This is a genomic window from Kitasatospora sp. NPDC002522 (genome assembly GCF_053595195.1).
Genome location: NZ_JBSFXE010000006.1, coordinates 132,932 through 149,306 on the forward strand (window position 1 = coordinate 132,932; position 16,375 = coordinate 149,306).

Annotated in this window: 18 protein-coding genes and 1 pseudogene; 6 read left to right on the forward strand and 13 right to left on the reverse strand. The window is 73.2% G+C overall.

Going from position 1 to position 16,375, the window contains the following annotated elements:
* Positions 1-16 precede the first annotated feature (16 nt).
* A complete protein-coding gene (locus ACWD4U_RS06970) occupies positions 17-217 on the reverse strand; it encodes a DUF4287 domain-containing protein (RefSeq protein WP_363454538.1) in 201 nt (66 codons plus the stop codon).
* Positions 218-372: 155 nt separating this feature from the next.
* Between ACWD4U_RS06970 and ACWD4U_RS06975 the strand changes: the two genes are divergently transcribed.
* Positions 373-1,287 carry a hypothetical protein gene (locus ACWD4U_RS06975; RefSeq protein WP_363454540.1) on the forward strand — a complete coding sequence of 305 codons (915 nt, stop codon included), beginning with the start codon at positions 373-375 and terminating at the stop codon, positions 1,285-1,287.
* A 75-nt stretch (positions 1,288-1,362) separates the two neighbouring features.
* Here ACWD4U_RS06975 and ACWD4U_RS06980 read toward each other — a convergent pair whose 3' ends face one another.
* The 6 genes from ACWD4U_RS06980 to ACWD4U_RS07005 form a co-directional block, all read right to left on the reverse strand.
* Positions 1,363-2,151 (reverse strand): ABC transporter permease, encoded by a 789-nt coding sequence (locus tag ACWD4U_RS06980; RefSeq protein ID WP_363454542.1) that lies wholly within the window; start codon positions 2,149-2,151, stop codon positions 1,363-1,365.
* A complete protein-coding gene (locus ACWD4U_RS06985) occupies positions 2,148-3,149 on the reverse strand; it encodes an ATP-binding cassette domain-containing protein (RefSeq protein WP_449787125.1) in 1,002 nt (333 codons plus the stop codon). Before ACWD4U_RS06985 ends, ACWD4U_RS06980 begins: the two co-directional genes overlap by 4 nt.
* 65 nt (positions 3,150-3,214) lie before the next feature.
* The gene (locus tag ACWD4U_RS06990) at positions 3,215-4,060 is read right to left on the reverse strand and encodes a DUF4097 family beta strand repeat-containing protein (RefSeq protein WP_363454544.1); all 846 of its coding nucleotides are present in this window, start codon (positions 4,058-4,060) and stop codon (positions 3,215-3,217) included.
* An 82-nt stretch (positions 4,061-4,142) separates the two neighbouring features.
* On the reverse strand, positions 4,143-4,658 hold the full coding sequence (locus ACWD4U_RS06995) for a hypothetical protein (protein WP_363454546.1): 516 nt from the start codon (positions 4,656-4,658) through the stop codon (positions 4,143-4,145).
* A gap of 189 nt (positions 4,659-4,847) precedes the next feature.
* The gene (locus ACWD4U_RS07000) at positions 4,848-5,597 is read right to left on the reverse strand and encodes a helix-turn-helix domain-containing protein (protein ID WP_363454548.1); all 750 of its coding nucleotides are present in this window, start codon (positions 5,595-5,597) and stop codon (positions 4,848-4,850) included.
* A gap of 41 nt (positions 5,598-5,638) precedes the next feature.
* On the reverse strand, positions 5,639-6,649 hold the full coding sequence (locus ACWD4U_RS07005; protein ID WP_363454550.1) for an ArsR/SmtB family transcription factor: 1,011 nt from the start codon (positions 6,647-6,649) through the stop codon (positions 5,639-5,641).
* A gap of 112 nt (positions 6,650-6,761) precedes the next feature.
* On the opposite strand from ACWD4U_RS07005, the gene ACWD4U_RS07010 reads away from it, so the two are divergent.
* Entirely contained in the window at positions 6,762-7,601 is an 840-nt protein-coding gene (locus ACWD4U_RS07010) for an isocitrate lyase/PEP mutase family protein (RefSeq protein WP_363454552.1), read from the forward strand.
* Positions 7,602-7,652: 51 nt separating this feature from the next.
* Here the strand turns inward: ACWD4U_RS07010 and ACWD4U_RS07015 are convergent, their stop codons facing one another.
* A complete protein-coding gene (locus ACWD4U_RS07015; protein WP_363454554.1) occupies positions 7,653-8,102 on the reverse strand; it encodes an iron chaperone in 450 nt (149 codons plus the stop codon).
* 145 nt (positions 8,103-8,247) lie between these two features.
* On the opposite strand from ACWD4U_RS07015, the pseudogene nth reads away from it, so the two are divergent.
* Positions 8,248-9,042 (forward strand): annotated as a pseudogene (gene nth / locus ACWD4U_RS07020) (endonuclease III); the annotation flags it as partial.
* Between the two features lie 218 nt (positions 9,043-9,260).
* Positions 9,261-9,956 (forward strand): NUDIX hydrolase, encoded by a 696-nt coding sequence (locus ACWD4U_RS07025; protein ID WP_363454556.1) that lies wholly within the window; start codon positions 9,261-9,263, stop codon positions 9,954-9,956.
* Positions 9,957-9,963: 7 nt separating this feature from the next.
* On the opposite strand, the gene ACWD4U_RS07030 is transcribed toward ACWD4U_RS07025, so the two are convergent.
* On the reverse strand, positions 9,964-10,764 hold the full coding sequence (locus ACWD4U_RS07030) for a DUF4389 domain-containing protein (RefSeq protein ID WP_363454558.1): 801 nt from the start codon (positions 10,762-10,764) through the stop codon (positions 9,964-9,966).
* 132 nt (positions 10,765-10,896) lie between these two features.
* Here ACWD4U_RS07030 and ACWD4U_RS07035 point away from each other — a divergent pair, with 132 nt between their 5' ends.
* The gene (locus ACWD4U_RS07035) at positions 10,897-12,081 is read left to right on the forward strand and encodes a MarP family serine protease (protein WP_363454560.1); all 1,185 of its coding nucleotides are present in this window, start codon (positions 10,897-10,899) and stop codon (positions 12,079-12,081) included.
* 125 nt (positions 12,082-12,206) lie between these two features.
* Complete coding sequence (locus tag ACWD4U_RS07040) at positions 12,207-12,905, forward strand: metal-dependent hydrolase (RefSeq protein ID WP_363454562.1); 699 nt, start codon at positions 12,207-12,209, stop codon at positions 12,903-12,905.
* Between the two features lie 63 nt (positions 12,906-12,968).
* Here ACWD4U_RS07040 and ACWD4U_RS07045 read toward each other — a convergent pair whose 3' ends face one another.
* The 4 genes from ACWD4U_RS07045 to nhaA form a co-directional block, all read right to left on the reverse strand.
* Positions 12,969-13,172 carry a hypothetical protein gene (locus tag ACWD4U_RS07045; RefSeq protein WP_363454564.1) on the reverse strand — a complete coding sequence of 68 codons (204 nt, stop codon included), beginning with the start codon at positions 13,170-13,172 and terminating at the stop codon, positions 12,969-12,971.
* A gap of 125 nt (positions 13,173-13,297) precedes the next feature.
* Positions 13,298-14,266, reverse strand: a complete 969-nt coding sequence (locus tag ACWD4U_RS07050; RefSeq protein WP_363454566.1) for an alpha/beta fold hydrolase — start codon at positions 14,264-14,266, stop codon at positions 13,298-13,300.
* Between the two features lie 77 nt (positions 14,267-14,343).
* Positions 14,344-14,820 carry a phage holin family protein gene (locus ACWD4U_RS07055; RefSeq protein ID WP_363454568.1) on the reverse strand — a complete coding sequence of 159 codons (477 nt, stop codon included), beginning with the start codon at positions 14,818-14,820 and terminating at the stop codon, positions 14,344-14,346.
* A 100-nt stretch (positions 14,821-14,920) separates the two neighbouring features.
* A complete protein-coding gene (nhaA, locus tag ACWD4U_RS07060) occupies positions 14,921-16,213 on the reverse strand; it encodes a Na+/H+ antiporter NhaA (RefSeq protein WP_363454570.1) in 1,293 nt (430 codons plus the stop codon).
* Positions 16,214-16,375: the final 162 nt, after the last annotated feature.

A 16,375-nucleotide genomic window follows, 5' to 3' on the forward strand; every position in this document is an offset into this window, starting at 1 on the left:
CGAAGGCGAAAGGTCGTCAGTTCTGCTCGGCCAGCGTGGCCGCGACCAGCGCGTTGGCGTGGCCGTGGCCGAGGCCGTGCTCGGTCTTCAGCCAGCCGACCAGCTCCATGTGCCTGGTCAGCGGCGACTCGCGGATCACCTGCTGCCACTCGGCGATCGGGCGCCCGTACTTCTGCTCGATCGAGGGGAAGTAGCTGGCCGGTCCCTTGACGCTCATCTGTCTGCTCCATCCGTGCGGTGTGCTGCCGTCACAGGATCGGACGGGGCGGGCGGGCCGAACTCATCGGTGGCGGCGGAGTTTCTTTCCCAGCCTCCGCGGCGACGGCCGATTCGTTCAAGACCGCACCGTGCTGAGCCGCCTACCGTCGAGGCATGGCATGGATCGACGACAGCATCATCGAGCGCGCCGCCGGCTTCCTCTGGACGGGCGGCCGGGTCCTGGAGCAGCGCCGCTTCGCCCTGCACTTCGACGGCGGCGACCCCGCGGGCCTCCTCGCCGCCCTGGACGCCTACCGCACCCCGGACGGCGGCTACGCCTTCGGCCTGGAACCCGACGTCCGCGGCCCCGCCCCGCAACCGCTGGCCGCCATCGCCGCCGCCCGCACCCTCGCCGAGGCCGGCGCGCTGCCCGGCGACCAGCGCGCCCGCGGGCTCTGCGACTGGCTGACCGGCGTCACCACCCCCGACGGCGGGGTGCCCGCCGTCCTGCCCAGCCTCCGCCCGTACCCCCACCCGCCGTTCCTGCCGATCGCCGACGACCCTCCCGCCGACCTGCTCGCCACCGGCCAGATCGCCGGCCCGCTGCTGCGCCACGGCGTCGACCACCCGTGGGTGCGCACCGCCGACGCCTTCTGCCGCCGCGCCGTCGAGCAACTGGAGCAGACCCACCCGTACGAACTGATCGCCGCCGTCAGCTACCTGGACGGCGCGCCCGACCGCGCGTGGGCCCGCCGCCAGGCCGCCCGGCTCGGCGCGGCGGTGCGCGAACAGGGGCTGGTCCTGCTCGACCCGGCGCACCCCGAGCAGGTCCGCCCGGCGCCCGGCTACGCCCCCGGCGAGTACCACCTGCCGCACGACTACGCGCCGCGCCCGGATAGCCTGGCCCGCGCCTGGTTCACCGACGCGGAACTCGAACGCGGCCTCGCCCACCTCGCCGCCGCCCAGCAGCCGGACGGCGGCTGGCCGATCAACTGGGCCCGCTGGTCCGCCGCCACCGAGTCGGAGGCCCGCCCGGGCGTCACCCTCGGCGCGCTGCTGACCCTGCGGGCGTACGACGAGACGGGCTGACGCACCGTCAATCGACGCGCGAGGGCGGCGCACCGGGTGCGCCGCCCTCGACCGCTCGCGGGAGCCGTGGAGCCGTCACTTCGGGTCGCGGTTGTACACCGCCTTCGACCAGCGGTAGCCGAGCGCGGTCAGGGCCACGCACCAGGCCAGCGCGATCCACCAGTTGTTGCCGATCGCGGTGCCGAGGAGCAGTCCGCGCAGGGTTTCGATGGCGGGGGTGAAGGGCTGGTACTGGGCGATCGGCTGGAACCAGCCCGGCATCGAGTGCAGCGGCACGAAGGCCGAGGACAGCAGCGGCAGGACCATCAGCGGCAGCGCGTTGTTGCTCGCCGCCTCCGCGTTCGGGCTGACCAGGCCCATGCCGACGGCGATCCAGGTGAGCGCCAGGGAGACCAGGGTCAGCAGTCCGAACGCCGCCAGCCACTCCAGCGCGGTCGCGTCCTTGGACCGGAACCCGATCGCCACCCCGACCGCGCCGACCAGCAGCACGCTCGCCATGCACTGGATGACGCTGCCGACGACGTGTCCGATCAGCACCGAGCCGCGGTGGATGGCCATGGTGCGGAAGCGGGCGATGATGCCCTCGGTCATGTCCATCGCGACCGAGACCGCGCTGCCGATCGTGGTGCCGCCGATGGTCAGCAGCAGGATGCCCGGCAGCAGGTAGTCGAGGTACGCGGACCGGTCCGCCCCGCCGCCGATCCCGGCGCTCATGGTGTCGCCGAAGATGTAGACGAAGAGCAGTAGCAGCATCACCGGGGTGAGCAGCAGGTTCAGCGTCATCGACGGGTAGCGGCGGGCGTGCAGCAGGTTGCGGCGCAGCATCGTCGACGAGTCGCGCACGGCGAGCGACAGGGAGCTCATCGGGCATTCTCCTTGGGCAGGTCCGACGTGGCGGCGCCGCCGGTGAGGGCGAAGAAGACGTCGTCGAGGTCGGGGGTGTGGACGGTGAGTTCGTCGGCTTCGATGTGGGCGGTGTGGAGGCGGTCGAGGAGGGTGCGCAGGTCGTGTTGGCTGCCGTCGCTGGGGAGTTGGAGGGCGAGGGCGTCGTGGTCGGGGGCTGCGTCGGGGAGGGCGGTGGCGGCGTGGCGGTAGGCGGTGGGGTCGGTGAAGCGGAGGCGGACGTGGCCGCCGGGGATGAGGCGCTTGAGTTCGTCGGCGGTGCCTTCGGCGACGATGTGGCCGTGGTTGAGGACGGCGATGCGGTCGGCGAGTTGGTCGGCTTCCTCGAGGTACTGGGTGGTGAGCAGGACGGTGACGCCGTCGCGGACGAGGTCGCGGATGATCTGCCACATGGCGTGGCGGGCGCGGGGGTCGAGTCCGGTGGTGGGTTCGTCGAGGAAGATGATGCGGGGGCTGCCGACCAGGGTCATGGCGATGTCGAGGCGGCGTTTCATGCCGCCGGAGTAGGACGCGGCGGGCTTCTGGGCGGCGTCTAGGAGGTCGAGGCGGGTGAGGAGTTCGGTGGTGACGCGGCGGCCCTCGGTCTTGGGGAGGTGGTGCAGGTCGGCCATCAGGAGCATGTTCTCCTCGCCGGTGATCAGGCCGTCGACGGCGGAGAACTGGCCGGTGACGCCGATCGCGGCGCGGACCCGCTGCGGTGCCTTCGCCACGTCGTGGCCGGCCACCTGGGCCTGGCCCTCGTCGGCGGAGATCAGGGTGGAGAGGATCTTGACGGCGGTGGTCTTGCCGGCACCGTTCGGGCCCAGCAGGGCGAAGATCGTCCCGGCGGGGACGGCCAGGTCGATGCCGTCCAGGACGGTCTTGTCGCCGTAGGACTTGCGCAGCCCGACGGCGGAGATGGCGGCGGGCGGCTGCGGATCGACACTCGTCCTGGGTGTGGGCATGACATAAGAAGGCATGGAACCCTCCCGTTGAAGGCTGAAGTGGCTGGTGGGGGTGGGGCGGTGCGGTTGCTGACCGGTCGTCAGCCGCGGGCCCGGAGGACGTCGATGTTGCCGTAGCGGGTGCGCGCGTGGATCCGTACGGTCTCCTCGGGCTGCTCCGGCGCCTCGGTGGAGCTGAGCATGTTGCGGACCTGCCCGTTGGCCGAGTGGACGTCCAGCCAGGCGGCGGTGCCGCGCCGGATGCCGACCTCGATGGCGCCGTAGGAGGTCTCCAACTGGACCTCGCCGCGCGCCACTTCGCCGACCCGCAGGGTGCCGTGCGCGGTGGCCGCGAAGACCGAGTCCTCGGCCAGCCGGATGTCGATGTCGCCGTTGGCGCCGCTCACCCGCAGCTCGCCGCCCGCGGCGCCGACGACGGTGGTGCCGTGCGAGTTCTTCAGGACGGCCGAGCCGCCGACCTCGCCGACCCGCAGGCTGCCGGAGCTGGTGGTGATCTCCGCCGAGCCCTCGACCCGCTCCACGGTGATCGAGCCGTGCGAGGCGATCAGGCTCAGCGGCCCGGTGGTGTCCAGCCGGACGTCGCCGGAGCTGGTCTTCACCCGGACCTCGCCGAGCCGCCCCTCGCCGAGCACCTGCGTCCACGCGCCGGTCAGCTCGACGCCGGAGCCCGTGGGCAGTCCGACCGTCACGTCGACCACGCCCGGACGGCGCAGCGAGGTGCGCGACTTGGGGGTCCTGATGATCAGTACGTTGCCCGCGAGGCCGACCTCGGTCTGCTGGGCGGCCCGCACGTCCTGGTCCTTCTTCGGGTCGCGGGGCTGGACGTCGACGGTGGCGTCGAAGCGGTCGGCGGCGGTGAAGCGGATGGAGCCGGCCTCCACGTGGGAGACGACGGAGATCGGTCCGGAGGTGTCGAAAGAAGGCATGGCTGTCCCGTCCTCTTGGGTCTTCGGGGCGTCCCCGCAGGTGGGGAGCGGTGGAGTGAAGGTGAGGTGCTGCGGGGTGCGGCTAGCGCACCCAGCCGGTGATGCTCTGTCCGACGGTCTGGGTCGTCCCCGCCGCCTGCGGCCGTCCGCCGGAGTCGACCGCGGCCGACACCGCCCGGACCAGCCACGCGTTGACCGACAGCCCCTCGCGGTTCGCGGACTCCTCGGCCCGCGCCTTGAGCTGGGCCGGAAGCCGCAGGTTGACCCGGGCGGTGCCACCCTCGTCGCCCTCGACGGCTGCCTGGGCCTTGGCCGTCTCGACCTGCGTGGCCGGCACCGCGGGGGCGCTGTCGGTGTGCGGCAGCGTCACCACGAAGTCGGGGTTCAGTCCGCGCAGCCGTACGTCGACCGAGCCGGGCGCGAGTTCCCGGGTGATCTCGTCCATCGCCGCGGAGAGCACGTTGAGCATGGTCAGCCGGGTGGCCGACTCCAGCGGAGCGGTCAGCCGTTCGGCCAGCTCGCGTGCTTCGTCCCCGCCGGCTTCGGCGGCCACCGCGAGTTCACGGCGGAGGGTGTCGACATACGGGGTGAGGTCCATGACGCCATCATGGCACCACGGTGATGCCATGCGCAAGCGTGAATGGTGTCATTGTGGTGCCAGGCGTGACGCTAGGGCTTCGACCTGCGGAAACGTGCTGTCGAAGGGTTGCTGTAGGGGAGTGTCTGGCGCGGCGGGGTGGCTTCGAGGGGGCAGAGTGGTGCCATGTGGTGCCACGTGGCACCAGGGTCAGCCGATCCCGCGCTCCGGCCGTCGGCCGAGCAGCGTCGTCGGCGGTACCCCGGCCAGTCGGCGGACCTCCCTGGTGAAGTGCGCCTGGTCGGCGTACCCGGCGGCCGCCGCCGCCTCGGCGAGCGGGCGGCCGTCCCGGCGCGCGGCGGCCAGGGCCCGCTGGAAGCGCAGGACGCCGTGCAGGGTGCTCGGCCCGTAGCCCACCGCGTCGGTCAGGCGCCGGCGCAGCTGTCGCTCGGAGAGCCCGAGGTGTTCGGCGAGCCGGGGGAGCGGGGCCGGTCGGGGCCGGCCCAGTGCGGCGACCGCCTGCTCCACCAGGGGATCGGGTGGGCGGCCGGGCCGCAGCTCGGCGGCGAAGGCGTCCAGCAGCTCCGCGGCGGCCGTCGCGGTGCCCGCCGTGCCGAGTCGCTCGGTCAGCAACTCGGCCGTCCCCGGGGCGAGTTCGGCCAGCGGCACCTGCAGGTCGCACAGCTCCCGGGCGGGCGTGCGGCCGAGCAGCAGGGCGGCCGCGCCGGGTCGCAGCCGCAGCCCGGCCATCCGCGTCCCGCCGGGCACCGGCACCGTCCGCGGGACCCGGTCCGGGCCGACCACCTGCACCTGCGCGCCGTCCCACAGCAGGTCGAGGCACCCGTCCGGCACGATCAACTGCCGGTGCGCCGCCCCCGCGTCGCTCTCCCGCACCCAGACGCACGCCACCTGCCGCCGCGGCGCGACGGCCGGCGCCCACTGCCGGTACCGGGAACCCACCCCACCAGTCTGCCCGAGCCCGCCGTCCGGAAGAGCCCGCGCTAACCGGCGCCGTCCAGCCACCCGTCGGCGACGCCGGTGCGGGCGTACAGCACGGAGCGGCCGGCCCGGTGCGAGCTGACCAGTCCGGCGGTGCGCAGCGCGGTCAGGTGCTGGGAGACGGCGGCGGGGGACAGGCCGCAGCGGCGGGCCAGGTCGGTGGTGGAGGCGGGGGAGTCCAGCTCGGTGAGCAGCTGCGCGCGGGAGCGGCCGACCACCTGGGCGAGCCCGTCGCCGCGCGGGTGCGGACGGCGCTCCCAGACGGTGGCCGCGGCCAGCGCGGGGTAGCAGAGCTGGGTGGGAGCACCTCCCGCGGGAGCCGGGTCCGGCCCGACCGACCTGGTCAGCACCCTGGGCCAGGCGAAGACCGACGGGATCAGCAGCAGCCCCGCGCCGGTGGCGATCCGGGTGACCGCGCAGTGCCGCTCCGACAGGTGCAGCGTCTCGCCGTCCCAGCGGACGGTGCCGTGCAGCTCGCCGAGCATCCCGGCGCTGCCCTGCTCGGCGACCTGCCGCGCCCGCTGGAAGACGTCCGCCTCCAGCACCGTGCGGATCCGCGCCCAGTACGGGGCCAGCGCCAGCTCCCAGTACGCCTCGATCTCGGCGGCCACCCGGCGCAGCGCCTCGTCCGGCTCGCGTTCCAGCGCCCGCAGCCGGGCCGGCAGGGCGCCCTCGCGGTCCGCCCGCAGGCAGTCCAGGTCGTGCCGGACCAGCGCCGGGTCGGTGGCCCGAATCGCCGTCAGCTCCTCGTCCAGGAGCGCGAGATGCCCGGTCGGCGCGGGGTTGAGGAAGTCCGGCAGGTGACCGCTGGGCGGGATCATCGCGGCCAGCCAGCCGCGGTCCAGCCCGGCCGCGGCGAGCCGGGGCCGGACCTGCGCCGCCCACGACCGGTGCGGGGTCGGCACCGGGGAGGCCGCCAGCGCCCGGAAGCTGGTCACCACCTCCCACATCGGCGAGACCGCGAACCTGGTCCGGGCCAGGTCGCCCACCGACAGCGCCAGCCGTGTCCGCATCCGCCGCACCCCCTTCAGGATTCGGCCCGAGCTTAATCAATCGGAACACCCGCTCGGACTCCGGCAGCATTCAGGACGACCGGAGAACCACTGAGGGAAGAGCGGTGTCCTGATGTCCCTGCCCACCACCCCCCGCACCGACCACGCCCGCCTGCTGCGCAAGCTGAGCGCCAACGCGGTCCTGGTGCTGCCCAACGCCTGGGACGCCGGCAGCGCCGCGGTGATCGCCGCCGCCGGGGCCGCCGCGATCGCCACCACCAGCGGCGGCGTCTCCTGGTCGGCCGGCCGGGGCGACGGCCAGCGGCTCACCCGCGCCGAGTCGGTCGAGGCGGTGCGCCGGATCGCCGCCGCGGTCGACGTCCCGGTCACCGCCGACATCGAGGGCGGCTACGGCCCGGCGCCCGAGGACGTGGCCGCCACCGTCCGCGCCGTGGTCGAGGCGGGCGCGGTCGGCGTCAACCTGGAGGACTCCACCGCGCCCGGCGGCCCGCTGTTCGACCCCGCCGCGCAGGCCGAGCGGCTGCGCGCCGCCCGCGCCGCGGCCGCCGCGGCGGGCCTGCCCGAGCTGGTGCTGAACGCCCGCACCGACGTCTTCCTGTTCGGCATCGGCGACGCCGCCGACCGGCCGGCCGAGGTGCTGCGCCGCGCCGAGGCGTACGCGGCGGCCGGCGCCGACTCGCTGTTCGTCCCCGGCCTGCTCGACCTGCCGCAGCTCGCCGACCTCACCGCCCGCTCGCCGCTGCCGGTGAACGCGATGGCCGTCCCGGGCGGCCCGACCGTCGCCGAGCTCGCCGCCGCCGGGGTGCGCCGGATCAGCCTGGGCACCGCGCTCGCGCAGGCCGCGTACACCGCCGCGCACCGCGCCGCCGCGGAACTGCTCGGCCCCGGCAGCCTGCACACCCTGGACGGCGCGCTGGACTTCGGCACGCTGAACGCCCTGTTCCGGGACTGAGGAACAGGGCGTCCGGAGGGCGGCGACCGACGCGCGGCCGTCAGCGGCCGGTCAGCTGACGGCCCGCTTGACCAGCTCGCTGATCCGCTCCGCCTCGGCCTCGCGGAGGTCGGCGATGGCGAAGTACACCGGCCACATCTCGCCGTCGTCCAGCCGGGCGCTGTCACTGAACCCGATCATCGCGTAGCGGGCCTTGAACTTGGCCGCGCTCTGGAAGAAGCAGACCGGCTTGCCGTCCGCGTTGTTGTACGCGGGCATGCCGTACCAGGTCTTCGGGGCCAGCTCCGGCGCGACGCTGGTGACGATCTGGTGGAAGCGCTCGGCCAGCACCCGGTCCTCGTGCGGCATCTCGGCGATCTTCTCCAGCAGGTCCTTCTCCGCCTCGGCGGCCTTCGCCGCCGCCGACACCCGCTTGGACTCCGCCTTCAGCTCCCGGGCCCGCTCCTTCATGGCCGCGCGCTCGTCCGCCGTGAAACCCTCGTGCTTCTGACTCTCCGTCATCGCCGGTCCTCCCGTTTCCGTTCGCTGGTGACGTGTCTCATCGTAGGAAGGATCAACTCCGGCGGCTTCTCGGAAACTGATCGGTCGATTCGTCACCCGCCTCAAGGTGGCCCGGGGGCCGTCCCGGGCGGCGTAGCCTTCGTCCATGGCAGAGAGCAAGGTCACGAAGCCCCGGCCGGCGGCCAAGCCCAGCAAGCCCGAGTCCGCGCTGGCGACGGTGCGGCGGGCCCGGCGGATCAACCGGGCACTGGCGGAGCTGTACCCGTACGCGCACCCGGAGTTGGACTTCCGGAACCCGTTCGAGCTGGTGGTGGCCACGGTGCTGTCGGCGCAGACCACCGACCTGCGGGTGAACCAGACCACCCCGGCGCTGTTCGCCGCGTACCCGACCCCGGAGGACCTCGCCGCCGCCGTCCCGGAGGAGCTCGAGGAGATCATTCGCCCGACCGGCTTCTTCCGCGCCAAGGCCAGGTCGCTGATCGGCCTGGCCATCGCGCTGCGCGACCGCTACGACGGCGAGGTCCCGGGCCGCCTGGAGGACCTGGTCACGCTGCCCGGGGTGGGCCGCAAGACCGCCAACGTGGTGCTCGGCAACGCCTTCGGGGTGCCCGGCATCACCGTCGACACCCACTTCGGTCGCCTCGCCCGCCGCTTCGGCTGGACCACCGAGGAGGACCCGGAGAAGGTCGAGGCCGCGGTCGGCGCGATCTTCCCGAAGTCCGAGTGGACGATGCTCTCGCACCGGATGATCTTCCACGGCCGCCGGGTCTGCCACGCCCGCAAACCCGCGTGCGGCGCCTGCGCGATCGCCCCGCTCTGCCCGTCCTACGGCACCGGTGAGACCGACCCGGAGAAGGCGCAGAAGCTGCTCAAGTACGAGCTGGCCGGCCAGCCCGGCCAGCGGCTGCGCCCCCCGGCGGACTTCCCGGGCGAGGCCGCCGCCCGGGCCGAACTCACCGCCGGGCACCCGCTCCCCGACACCACCCCGGCCCCGTCGCCCGAGCCGGCCGCCGGGAAGTCCGACTCCGGGACGTCCGTCGCCGGGAAGTCCGTCGCAGGGAAGTCCGACTCCGGGACGTCCGTCGCCGGGAACTCCGCCGCCGCGGAAGCCGTCAGCAAGAAGGCAAGCCCGAAGAAGCGCACCGCCGGAGGCCCCGCATGACGTCCCCCGCCCTCGTTCGCGACGGCCTGCCCGACTGGCTGCTGCCGGTCCGCGCCGCCGCCGAGCAGGCCCACCCGGAGCAGCTCAGCCGCTTCCTGCCGCCGGCCTCCGGGGGTCGCCCGTCCGCGGTGCTGATGCTGTTCGGCGAGGGCCCGACCGGCCCGGACCTGCTGCTGACCGAGCGGGCCAGGTCGCTGCGCTCGCACGCCGGCCAGCCGTCCTTCCCGGGCGGCGCGCTCGACCCGGAGGACGGCGACCCGGCCGGCACCGGCCCGCTCGCCGCGGCGCTGCGCGAGGCCGCCGAGGAGACCGGCCTGGACCCGACCGGGGTGCAGCTGTTCGCGCAGTTGCCCGCGCTGTACATCCCGGTGAGCGGTTTCGTGGTGACCCCGGTGCTCGGCTGGTGGCGCCGCGAGTCGCCGGTCGCGGTGGTGGACCCGGCGGAGACCGGCGCGGTGTTCCGAGTGCCACTGGCCGAGCTCACGGACCCGGCCAACCGCTCCCGGCTGCGCCACCCGTCCGGCCACATCGGCCCGGCCTTCCAGGTCGGCGGCCACCTGGTGTGGGGCTTCACCGCCGGGGTGATCGACCGGGTGCTGCACTACAGCGGCCTGGAGCTGCCCTGGGACCGCTCCCGGATCACCACCCTGGACGACGAGGCCGCCGCACTGGCCCGCCCGCGCCGGGACTGACGCGTAGTCAGGGCCCGACCCGCAGCGGACCGCTCGTGGTGACCGTGTCGGTGTCGTTGTCGGAGTCGCTGCTCCAGCTCCCGCTGAACGAGCTGGTCGCCCAGGAGGCCAGCCCGAGCACCAGGAAGATCACCAGCAGCGCTTTCGCGCCCCCGCCCAGCACCAGCGGCCGGGTCGCGGAGCGCTTCGGCTCCGCGTCCAGCGGGTCGCCGAAGACCTGCTTGGGGTAGGCCGAGGTGAGCATCAGCAGGTACGCCTGGAAGCGCATCCGGAACCGCAGCACCGCCGCGCTGGCCTCGAACAGCGCCTGCGGCTGCCGGCCGAGGATCAGCACCACCAGCCAGCAGATGAACGACACCATCCACCACCCGGCAAGCAGCAGGCCCTGGACGATCGCGGCGGGGATGGCCAGCAGCAGCCGGAAGAAGACCGCCAGCCGGTTCAGCGGCCCCCCGGGGCGCAGCTCGATCCGTACCGGGTAGTCGGCCGCCTCGAAGCGGAACGGCGGGTAGCGGTCGACCATCAGCAGCACCGAGGCGAGGACCCGGGTCTCGTACCCGAGGTACCCGCCGAGGTAGTCGGCGGCGAAGGCGGGCAGCCGGCCGGTGAACAGCGCGCCGAACCAGCCGATCACCACCACCACGAAGGCCACCAGCGACAGCAGCCAGACCACGATGAACTGCGGGATCAGCAGCAGCAGGCGCAGCAGCACGGTGATCCGGTTCTGCGGCTCGGGCGGCGGAGCGTCGAGGGCGGGAAGCCATTCGGTGCGGTCCTCGACCGGCACTTCCCACCTGGGCTGTTCCATCGCACGCTCCTGATCTGTCGGATGGTCAGACAGTCGCAACGATTCGTGGCCCGCTGCCCGCCGAGCTGACCCGATCGGGCGACGGGCAGGAGCCGGTGTCCCCCGCCCGGTGGGACGTGGGAGGGTATCCGGGTGAACGTCCTGGATCTGCTGCTGATCGCCGCCGCACTGGGCTTCGCCGTCTCCGGCTATCGGCAGGGGTTCGTGGTCGGCGTGCTCTCGGTGCTCGGCTTCCTCGGCGGCGGCCTGATCGCGGTGCAACTGCTGCCGCTGCTGCTGCGCCACCTGTCGCCGGGCACCACCGCCTCGGTGGTGGCGGTGGTCGTGGTGATCGTGCTGGCCGCGATCGGGCAGGCGATCACCACGCACTTCGGCTGGAAGCTGCGCGGCCGGATCGGGCAGGGCCGGGTGAAGACCCTGGACGCGATCGGCGGCTCGCTGGTCAACGTGGTCTCCATGCTGCTGGTGGCCTGGCTGATCGGCTCCGCGCTGGCCGGCACCTCGCTGCCGACCGTCTCCAAGCAGGTCCGCACCTCCAAGGTGCTCGGCTCGGTGCAGTCCGCGCTGCCCTCCGACGCACCGAACTGGTTCTCCGACTTCAGCAAGGAACTCGCCCGCAACGGCTTCCCGCAGGTCTTCAACCCCTTCGAGCACGAGCCGATCACCGAGGTGGAGGCCCCCGATCCGGCGCTGGCCAACAGCCCGGCGGTGGTGAGGGCCAAGCAGTCGCTGGTGAAGGTGGTCGGCACCGCCACCGCCTGCGGCAAGACCCTGGAGGGCTCCGGCTTCGTCTTCGCCCCGCACCGGGTGATGACCAACGCCCACGTGGTCGGCGGCGTCGACGAGCCCACCGTGCAGATCGGCGGCACCGGCCAGCTCTACGACGCCACCGTGGTCCGCTACGACTGGCAGCGCGACATCGCGGTGCTGGACGTCCCCAAGCTGAACGCCCCGGCGCTCGCCTTCGCCGGCGAGGCCAAGACCAACGACTCCGCGATCGTCGCGGGCTTCCCGGAGAACGGCTCGTTCAACGTCCAGCCCGCCCGCATCCGCGGCCGCATACAGGCCAACGGCCCGGACATCTACCACCGCGGCCAGGTGGTCCGCGACGTCTACTCGGTGCGCTCGCTGGTCCGCCAGGGCAACAGCGGCGGCCCGCTGCTCAGCCCCGACGGCCAGGTCTACGGCGTCGTCTTCGCCAAGTCGCTGGACAGCTCCGACACCGGGTACGTGCTCACCGCCGCCGAGGTCAAGGAGGACGTCGCCCAGGGCGCCGCCGCCGGTGCCAAGGTCGGCACCGAGGGCTGCGCACTGTGACCGACCGGCTGCCGAACAGCCCCTGACGGACCGTCGGTCGCTCCTGATAGCGTCGGCCGCGCTCACCCGAACGGTCGAACCCGGCCGCTGGCGGCGGAGCCCCGACGGGAGGTCAGACAGACGTCATGATGGGTCACTCGCACGCGGTCAGCGGAGCGCTGCTGTTCGCGGCCACCGCGCCGTTCGTCCCACCGCTGCTGGGCATGCACCTGCACCCGGCGGACGTCCTGATGGGCACCGTGCTGTGCGCCGGGGCGGCGCTGCTGCCGGACCTGGACCACCACGACGGCACCATCGCCAACTTCCTCGGCCCGATCTCCAAGATCCTGTGCCGCTTCGTCGCCTGGGTCTCCGGCGGCCACCGACACGCCACCCACTCGCTGCTGTTCGTCGCGCTGATGGGCGGCGGCAGCTGGCTGGGCATCACCCTCATCGGCCGCTGGTTCACCATCGGCCTGACGTTCTTCCTGCTGGCCATGGCGCTGCGCGCGCTGCGCCTGCACCCGCCGGGCGACGGTCCGACCGCGGTGACGGTGATGGGCCTGGCCGCGCTCGGCACCTTCGGCATGCTGCGCTACCTGCCCAGCGCCCCGGGCTGGCTGCCCTACGCGGTGGCTCTGGGCACCCTGGCGCACCTGCTCGGCGACTGCCTCACCAAGCAGGGCTCGCCGCTGCTGTGGCCGCACAAGGAGCGCTACGAGCTGGTCCTGATCAAGCGCACCGGCAACGACGTGGAGACCAAGATCCTGGTCCCGGTGATGACGCTGGCGACCTTCGCGCTGCTGCTCTGGTCGACCGCGATCTCGCCCGCCGTGCTCACCTGAGCCGGCCGACCGCCGCGGCCGCGCCGGGCGGGCCCTCGGGCCCCCGGCGCGGCCGTCGCGCGTTCAGCCCTCCCGGCGCAGCCGCGCACCCACCCAGCGGGCGCGCCGCCCGATGATCTTCGGGATGCCGAGCCGGTAGCCCCCGCCGCGCGGTGTCCGCTCGTCCGGCTCCGACGGCCACTGGGGCTGCGGGAGGTGCGGTTGCGAGCTGCTGCTGCCGCGGCTGCGTCGGCGCGGCTGGGCTTCCCGATCGGGCATCCAGGTCATACCGGATGGATTCCCTTCGGCCAGCCGGAGTAACCGCCCGAACGCCATGCGACTGGCTTATGCGTTTGTCATATGAATGCGGTCAACTCTGTCGCCCCACCCGGCACTTCCGACCTGACGCGGACTCAGTCCTTGTGCTCCCGGACCCACCCGATCAGCTCCGCCGTGAACTCCTCCGGCACCTCCTCGTGCGGGAAGTGCCCCACCCCGGGCAGCAGCCGCCACCGGTACGGCGCGGAGACGTACTCGCCCGCCCCCAGCGCGGTGTGCGAGAGCAGCACCGGATCGGCGGCGCCCTGCACGTGCAGGGTGGGCGCGGTGATCGGCTTCTTCATCCGCCGGGCGAACTGGATGCCGTCCGGCCGGGCCATCGAGCGCAGCAGCCAGCGGTACGGCTCGATCGAGCAGTGCGCGGTGCTGGGCACCTGGATCGCCTTGCGGTAGGCGGCGATCGCCTCCTCGGGCAGCACCGTCGGCCCGGTCCAGGCCCGCAGGTACTCGCCGACCAGCGCGCCGTCCTCGGCGACCAGCCGGCGCTCCGGGATCCACGGCCGCTGGAAGCCCAGCACGTGGTCGAAGGCGGCGATCTGCCGACGGTCGGTCAGCAGCGCCCGGCGCAGGTGCCGCGGGTGGGCGGCGGAGACCACGGTCAGGCTCTGGATCACCGACGGGCGCATCACTGCGGCCACCCAGGCCAGCGTGCCGCCGGTGGCGTGCCCGACCAGGTGGGCGCGGCGCTCGCCGAGCGAGCGGATCACACCGGTGATGTCGAGCGCCAGGTTGCCCGGGTCGTAGCCGCGCGGGGTGCGGTCGCTGCCGCCCATCCCGCGCAGGTCCAGGGCGACCGCCCGGAACCCCGCCTCGGCCAGCGCGGTCAACTGGTGGCGCCAGGCCCACCAGTACTCCGGCCAGCCGTGCACCAGCAGCACCAGCGGCCCCTCGCCGAGTTCGGCGATGTGGAACCGGGCCCCGTTGGCCGCCAGGTCGCGGTGCGTCCACGGACCGGCCGAACGGACGCTCCACGCCGCCTCGGAGGCGGGCCGGACGGGCACGGACGGGGCGGCGTCACCGACGGGTTTCTGGTCCAACGACATACCCGCAGCCTGTCATACCCCTGCCGTTCACACGCGCCCGGCACTCGCGTAATACAGCAACCGTTACCCGGCGGTCGTCACCGGATGCGGCCCAGCGCCCGGTCGATCTCCTCCTTGGTGGCCGGCCGCGGCTTGGCGTTCTTCAGCACCTCGGCGGTGGCCTGGGCGCCGGCGATGGTGCGCTCCGGCTTCCTGATCTTCTTGAAGTACCGGATCATCAGGAACGCCAGCAGCGCCGCGATCAGCACGTACGCGCCGCCGACGATGGCGAACGACCAGCCGGTGGTGATGCCGAGCGCCTGCAGGCCCCAGGCGAAGGCGAAGGAGAACATCGGGATGGAGGCCAGCGCCACCACCCCGGCCACCACGCCGGCCGCGGTGCCGACGCCGCCGCGCACCACGTCCGCCTTGATCTCCGCCTTGGCGAGCGCGATCTCGTCGTGCACCAGGGCGGACAGGTCGGCGGAGGCGGCGGCGAACAGCTCGCCGACGGTCCGCTCGCCCTCGTGCGGCATCCGGCCGTCACCGTTCGGGTGTGCGGCTCCTGCGGCCATCGGCGGTCTCCATTTCGCGGGCTGGTGAGGGTCTGTCAGCTCAGCATCATGCCCCTACCGGTCAGTCGGACACCACTCCGGGTCCCGGGCCGACGGCGTGTCACCTGAGCTGTTGGTACACATCGGGGATGCCGTCGCCGTCCGAGTCGCGGTCCTCGTCCTCGCAGAGCTGCCGGTAGTGGCGGTTGCGCCGCTTCAGCAGCACCGTGCCGGCCACCGCGCAGAACAGCGAGCCGACCAGCACCGCCTCCTTGCACAGCGCGGCCAGGTGCTCGTCGTGCGGGAAGGCCAGGTCGCTGATCAGCAGCGAGACGGTGAAGCCGATGCCCGCCAGGGTGGCCAGCGCGAACAGGTCGGACCAGGTCAGCTGCGGGTTCAGGGTGGCCCGGGTGTAGCGGGCGGCCAGCCAGGTGCCGCCGAAGATGCCCACCGACTTGCCGACCAGCAGGCCGATCACGATGCCCAGCGGCGCCGGCTCGGTGAACACCTGGCCCAGCACCTGCGCCGACACCGGCACCCCCGCCGCGAACAGCGCGAACACCGGCACCGCGAAGCCCGCCGAGAGCGGGCGCACCAGGTGCTCGATGTGCTCGCCGGGGGACACGCTCTCACCCTCCTCGCGGTGGCAGCGCAGGATCAGCCCCATCGCCACGCCGGCCACCGTGGCGTGCACCCCGCTCTCGTGCATCAGTGCCCAGATCACCAGCGCCAGCGGCACGAACAGGTACCAGCCGTGCACCCCGCGGCGGTGCAGGAACCAGAACAGCACCAGCCCGGCCAGCGCCAGCCCGAGCGCCCAGAACTCGATCCCGGACGAGTAGAACACCGCGATGATCAGGATCGCGATCAGGTCGTCCACCACCGCCAGGGTCAGCAGGAACGCCCGCAGCGCGGACGGCAGGTGACTGCCCACCACGGCCAGCACGCCCAGCGCGAAGGCGATGTCGGTGGCGGTCGGAATGGCCCAGCCCGCCGGATGCCCGGACGAGCCCGCGTTGATCACCGTGAACAGCAGCGCCGGCAGCGCCACCCCGCAGACCGCCGCCACCACCGGAAGCGCCGCGGCACTCGGCGTGCGCAGCTCCCCGGCCACGAACTCGCGCTTCAGCTCGATCCCGGCCACGAAGAAGAAGATCGTCAGCAGTCCGTCCTGCGCCCACGCCTCCAGCGACAGGTCCAGGTGCAGAGGCCCGCTCGGTCCGACGGTGAAGTCGCGGACCGCCTCGTAGGCGTGCGGCCAGACGTTCGCCCACACCAGGGCGACCAGCGCGGCGGTCAGCAGCAGCACGCCGCCGACGGTCTCGGTCCGCAGGGCGTCGGTGATGAAACGGCGCTCCGGCAGCGAGAGCAGTCCGAGGAACTGGCGGCGCTCGTCGGTGGGCGGCGTGGCCACGGTGGGAACCTCCTGAGGCGGCGTACGGACACACGGGTGGTGCAGTGCCGACCAGACTTCCCGGCGCGCCTCGGACCTTGATGGTTCCTTGACATCCTACGAGGTGCGACAAGAGGTGATCCAGTTTGTCGCATTTTATGGCGACTCATCCGTCGGCTCGGT